This is a genomic window from Terriglobales bacterium, from assembly GCA_035487355.1.
Classification (GTDB): Bacteria; Acidobacteriota; Terriglobia; order Terriglobales; family Acidobacteriaceae; genus QIAW01.
Genome location: DATHMF010000017.1, coordinates 82,268 through 88,298 on the forward strand (window position 1 = coordinate 82,268; position 6,031 = coordinate 88,298).

4 protein-coding genes are annotated in these 6,031 nt (G+C 56.7%); 2 read left to right on the forward strand and 2 right to left on the reverse strand.

Going from position 1 to position 6,031, the window contains the following annotated elements; all coding sequences use genetic code 11:
• Positions 1-6: 6 nt before the first annotated feature.
• Positions 7-2,298 (reverse strand): pectinesterase family protein, encoded by a 2,292-nt coding sequence (locus tag VK738_03255; GenBank protein HTD21641.1) that lies wholly within the window; start codon positions 2,296-2,298, stop codon positions 7-9.
• A gap of 372 nt (positions 2,299-2,670) precedes the next feature.
• The gene (locus VK738_03260; protein ID HTD21642.1) at positions 2,671-3,579 is read right to left on the reverse strand and encodes a LysR family transcriptional regulator; all 909 of its coding nucleotides are present in this window, start codon (positions 3,577-3,579) and stop codon (positions 2,671-2,673) included.
• Positions 3,580-3,922: 343 nt separating this feature from the next.
• Here VK738_03260 and VK738_03265 point away from each other — a divergent pair, with 343 nt between their 5' ends.
• Both VK738_03265 and VK738_03270 read left to right on the forward strand, forming a co-directional pair.
• Positions 3,923-4,369, forward strand: coding sequence for a hypothetical protein (locus VK738_03265; GenBank protein ID HTD21643.1), 447 nt, complete (start codon positions 3,923-3,925; stop codon positions 4,367-4,369).
• Positions 4,370-6,031: hypothetical protein (locus VK738_03270; GenBank protein HTD21644.1), on the forward strand; the 1,662-nt coding region annotated here is incomplete at its 3' end.

The following is a 6,031-nucleotide window of genomic DNA, read 5'->3' on the forward strand; positions in this document are numbered from 1 at the left end:
CAAGTTTCAGTTAGAACTGGGCTTCGTGGATGTATCGGGCGTTCCCGACCTCTGCGGTTTATGACTGGGGTGGTATGTCTGTTCAGGCTCCCATGCATCCGCCCCAGCAAGGAATTTTTCTGCTATGAAGCTCTCCGCCTCGGCCGCGGTGAGCGCGTGCGAATAAGGCTCGCGTTTGTCTTTATCTGGGGCAGGGGCTGAGGCAGGGCTGGTGGAGTTGAACTCGGCGTAGTAAGCGGTTTCGAGTGAATTGGTCTCTCCCGGATGCCACTCGCGCCAGCCCTCGGGTTCAACGTGGGCCTGCATCTCTGTATTCAGAAAAACCACGCTGGCATAAGGACGCCACGGACGCCCCAGAAATATGTGGTCCACGCCCGGCTCGGCCGTGATCTTGCAATGGTCGAACACAAACCCGCTCTCCTCTTGCGGGTAGCGTTTACTCTGCGCCGTGAGCATGACGATGGAATGTGGAATGGCATGGATTTCGCATTCGCTGAATACCGCTTTGGCATCGCCAAAGATGAAGTCCACGTTGCCCTCGATATAGCAATGCGAGAAAAACTGGCGCGCCAAAGTGCACGAGCCTTGCTCGCTGGCGCAGCCCTTGCTGCCGGCGTAAAGCGTGTCCTGCGCGCCGAGCATCCGCACGTTATGAAGAACGGCGCGGTCCCCGGTGATGGCCAGCGCGACCGCTTGCGATCCTTGTGGGGTGAGCGGCCTGTCTTTGCTGAAGTCGTTGGCAAACGTCATGCCTTCGGCAGAAAAATCGTCTGCCGTGACGCTGACGGTTGCGGAGTTGAGCGTGCCTCCGCTCGTGCCTGCGCTGTTGCCGTAGACAATCGTGATCTGCGAAGCATTATTTGCGCCTTCCAAGTGCAAATGCGGTTTGCTTACCCTCACCACCTCGCGATAGACCCCGGGACGAATACGAATAGTGCCGCCTTCGTCCGTCAGCGCGTCCACAGCCTGTTGCACAGTGCGAAAGTCTCCGCTGCCATCAGCCGCGACTAGGAACTGAGATTGCTTGGCGTGAGAAGCTTTAGAAGGTTCGCTCGCCGTTGCTTCGGGAAAAGGTACGAATACATTTTTCTCGCAAGCGGGCGGCTTGCGCTCTCCTGGAAGGTTGGTCAGCTTAACGTCTTCGCCGGTTGGAATGAAGCTCACCCGTCCGGGACCGAAGGTGAGGTGTGCATGCTGCGCGCGAATCTGCGTCGGCTTCAATCCGTCAACTGCCACGCCATCCATTGTGAGCTTTAGCGGGTGCGCGGCGTCTGGCCCCTCAAGCGTGACTTCGCCCGGAGTCGTGCTGCGTACGTCGTGAAGAGTGATCTCTTGAAAATCAGGAATCAGGTTTCCGGTCTGGTCGCTGTAAAACGGGTCCATCATGATCGGATTTTTTACATCTCTCATGCACACGTTGCGATAGGAGACATCGCGTACCGCGCCACCCCGGCTTGCATCTGACTTGATGCGCAAGCCGTTGTCGGCGCCATCAATCGTCAGGTCGTCTACTTCAATGGCGTTCACCCCGCCGCTGGTCTCGCTCCCAATGGACATGCCATGCCCAGAAAAGAAATGGTTATGGGCGACCGTGATGTGCGCCGCCGGCCCGGCACTGCCGGCTTTAATTGCGACATTGTCGTCCCCGGCGCGTATGTATGAATAAAGGATGCTGACGTTGGTGGAAGACGATGGATCTATACCATCAGTGTTGCGCGCCGTTCGCGGGGAATCAATCTTCACGCCCCAGGCGGTAAAGCCATTCGTCCGGCCCACAATCACGTGAAAGTTGGGCGAATTCCGCAGCGTGATCTTGTACAGCGTGAATCCATCAGCGTGATCGGCGACGATAATCCGCGGACAATTCTGTTTGGTATTTTCGCGCTTCGCTACTTGCGCCAGGTCCCACCAGGAAACATTTGTCTTCGTGTTGGTGAGCTTTGCTCCTCCTTGCCCGTCAATTACACCTTCACCCATGACGGCGGCATCGCTGGCGTCGTGAACGCGGATGAGCGGCTTGCATCCCTTCCCGTTCCGGTCAACCACGCCGCAACTGCCCGGGGTAACGTCAAAATCACGGGGGTTGCGCGAGGCGTATAAAGTTGTATTCGTCGCCACCAGAAGCGTGACTCCGCTTTTCAACTCCAGGGGACCCGAGAGGAAGGCATTCTTTCCGCCGTCAGCCCGCAACTCGACGCTCATTCCCGGGTGGCAGCCGTTGATCGCCGCTTGTATCCGCCCAGTATCGAGCTTGTCTTCTTGTGTGCTGCCCGTCTGGTTTGCGAGCTGAGCATGCAATGTAGTGCAGACCGGAGGGACGCGGGGTTCGGTTACAACCCGCGTGTCCTGAGCAGAAGCGTTTAAGGCAGTTAAAACCAGCAGTACTAAGAATAACGCTGAAACTGGTTTGGCTCTGCTGACATCCTTATTCCCTGAAAAAAACCTAGGTCCCTCGACTCCGCCGCGAAGCGCGGCTGCGCTCGGGATGACAAAAGTGGGATTAGACCTCTCAATTTTACCGCCGCCCAATTCCAATCCTCGAACCCAAGTGGTACTAAGGATGTCAACGCGGCGAACTGGTTCCGTAAATGGGCATTGTCTATGACTGCATGATTTGTGCCGAAGCTGCAGAACGTAATCACTGGGTCTCATCATCTCATCCTTAAAAGTTTATCGTGAATTATCGAGCGCTTTCTTGAGGAACATTGCAACGTATTCCGTCAGGGCGCGCGGACGTGATGTTAATGGCATGGCGAACGCTTGCCGCCTGATCAGCCGGTGTCCCGCGACTCTCAGGGTCTGGAAGTACTTCGTAGACCGTCGCAGCGCATGCTCCGGCAGTATGGAGTAACCCAGGCCCGATTCCACCAGGTGCTTGATGGCTTCTGTGTCCGAGGCTTCCATGATCACTCGCGGCTTCAAGCCCAGACTCTCCAGAAAACGGTCAATGACCTGGCGCATATTGGTCCCTTTGGTGTAAAGCAGGAATGGAACATTCTCTAGCTGGCTGGGACGAATCATGCCGATGTGATTGCCGTGGACCTGCTTCGGCGACGGACGTATCACCAGCAACTCTTCGTCAAACAACGGCACAATGCGCAGATTGTTGGTCTTGACCGGCAGCGAGATGAGCCCAAGGTCGAACCGGCGGTCCAGCAACCCGGCGACAATCCCTTCCGTGGTAAGCACCGAAACATGCAGATCGAGATTGGGAAGCTCCTTGCGGAGTTTGTTAATCGGGTGTCCAAGCGCGGGGCTGGCCAGGCGATAGATCAGCGTTGTAGTGCCGCTTGCGAAATGAAATGGACGCGAATCGCGGGCGGCGTCATTCGCAAAATCTTTCTTCAGGTACTGAAACCGCACCATGACCGCCTTGGCTTGTTCCGCAAGCCGCAGTGCGGCCGGTGTGGGTGTGAGCTTTCTGCCTGATTTCACGAAGAGATCAACCCCTAATTCGGAAGCCAGAGCCTGGATTTGCCGGCTGACCGCCGCGGGCGAGAGCCGCAGGTTCTCCGCCGCCCGTGTCATGGTTGGAGAGTGGATGACTTCCAGCAATGATTCAAGTTGTCGTATATCCATGTCTCGGTTTCCTTATCGTTTCCTTTTCTGGGAATCATTCAAATTCGCGACGGCTTGATCCAAAGCTCATGGAAGATAGTTGAGCAAATGTCAAAGATGATAGCTCTTTTGCGAGACATTTTATTGTTTAAAAAAATTGAACGTACCATTGCAATCTTTTAGTTTGACGCAACGATGGCATCGTTTTAGCTTCTGAAACGCTCGCGCGGGCGAACGCTTCGCCCGATTCAGGAACCAACACAGCGGGCGGGCGCAAGTCAGTCCCGGCGCCGTTTTGTAGTGCATAGCAACCAATTCGAGAGACCCAAGGACCACTTGGGCGACTGATTCAACGGAGGATAACATGTACCAGTTCATTCGTTTGAAGATGCTCACTCCATTAGGGTGGCTGATCGCAGGTTTGATCGCCATCGTAATGCTCCCCCCTCAACTTATGGCGCAGACGTTTGAGAACAGCCCCATTGGATTTGCGTCGGTCAATGCCAATGGGCAGAATGGCACCACCGGCGGCGCTGGCGGACCCACCGTCACCGCCACAACCGATAGCGAGCTGAGAAGCTTTGCCGGCCAGTCGGGGCCGCTGATCATTCAGGTCTCCGGGACCATTGGGCTTACCAGCGACGTCAATGTCGCCTCCAACAAAACCATCATTGGTCTGGGCTCCACGGCGGCCATCACCGGCCACGGGTTGATTATGAGCGGCGTTCAGAACATCATCGTGCGTAATATCGCTTTTTCCAATGCTGCCGTTAACTCCATCACCATCGAAGTGAATGCCCATCACGTTTAGGTGGACCACTGCAGTTTCACCAACGCCACCGATACCTTGATGGATATCAAGCGGCAGGCGAACTACGTTACCGTGTCGTGGAACCACTTCACCAATACGTTGGAAACAATCTTGCAAGGACACGACTGTGCCTTCAACGACACCGGGTTCCTGAAGGTGACTTTTCACCATAACTGGTTCGACGGAACCCAGACCAGGCATCCGCGCACGCGTTATTCGGACCCGACTCACGTTTACAACAACTACTACCTCAACATCCCCGGCTATGGCGTGGCCTCAACCTGCAACGCCCACGTTTTGGTGGAAGGGAACTACTTCCAAAATGTGCCGACTCCTACTTCACTCTCCGAGGGGGGCGACCCACTGGGGTCCATTGTGGAGCGGAACAACCTGTATGTGAGCAGCGGCACTCCGGTAACTGGCGGAACGGTGACGGAGCCGAATACCTTTTACAGCTACACACTGGATCCGACTGCCAATGTTCCCACGATTGTGACCAACGGCGCGGGGCCCGGCAAGATCAATACCAACCCGACACCCGATTTCAGTATTGCTGCATCCCCGGGTTCGCAGACCGTAATCGCCGGATCGAGTGCCAGCTACACAACCAACGTAACAGCATTGAACAGCTTTACTGGAACGGTGACGTTTAGCGTGAGCGGATTGCCGAGCAATGCAACCGGTAGCTTCAATCCAACTTCCGTTGCCGGCTCAGGCAACACGACTCTGTTGGTCTCCACCAGCTCTGCGACGCCGGCCGGGACCTATCCTCTGACCATTACCGGAACCAGCGGATCGTTGGTGCATTCGGCAACGGTGACGTTGGTACTGAATGCTGTCGCCACGCCGAACTTTACCATCGCGGCCACGCCCAGTTCGCGTACGGTAACGGCGGGAGCTGGTACCACCTACACTGCAACCGTGGCGGCGGTGAATGGCTTCACCGGCGTGGTGACATTCAGCGTGAGCGGATTGCCGAGTGGTGCGAACGGCAGCTTCAGTCCGACGTCGGTTGCGGGCTCGGGCAGCTCAACACTCTCGGTCTCTACCAACTCTTCGACGCCAGCGGGGACCTCCACGCTGACCATTACCGGGACGAGCGGCGGCCTGGTGCACTCGGCGACGGTGACGCTGGTTGTGAACGCAGCAGCAACGCCGAACTTCACTATCTCGGCGACCCCAAGTTCACAAACCGTGACCGCGGGATCAGGTACCAGCTACACAACCAGCGTATCGGCGGTGAACGGCTTCACCGGCACGGTGACATTCAGCGTGAGCGGATTGCCGAGTGGTGCGAGCGGCAGCTTCAGTCCGACGACGGTTGCGGGCTCGGGTAGCTCGACACTGTCGGTCTCGACCAACTCGACAACGCCGGCTGGAACCTTCACGTTGACCATTACCGGAACCAGTGGCAGCCTCGTGCACTCAGCTACGGTGTCGCTGGTAGTAAATGCGGCCGGAGGAGGAGGGGGCCAGTGGACCAGCGTTCTGGGCAGCATCAGCCCAAATCCCACTCATGTTGGTTCTCAAACCGGCGTAGTGGTGGTTTTCACGAACCTGGCGAGCGGCCATCAGACCGCCAACCTGACTATTCAAGTTGTGAATGCATCGGGAACGGTGGTGGCCTCGACGACCGATGCCAACGAAGATGTTGCTGGAGGA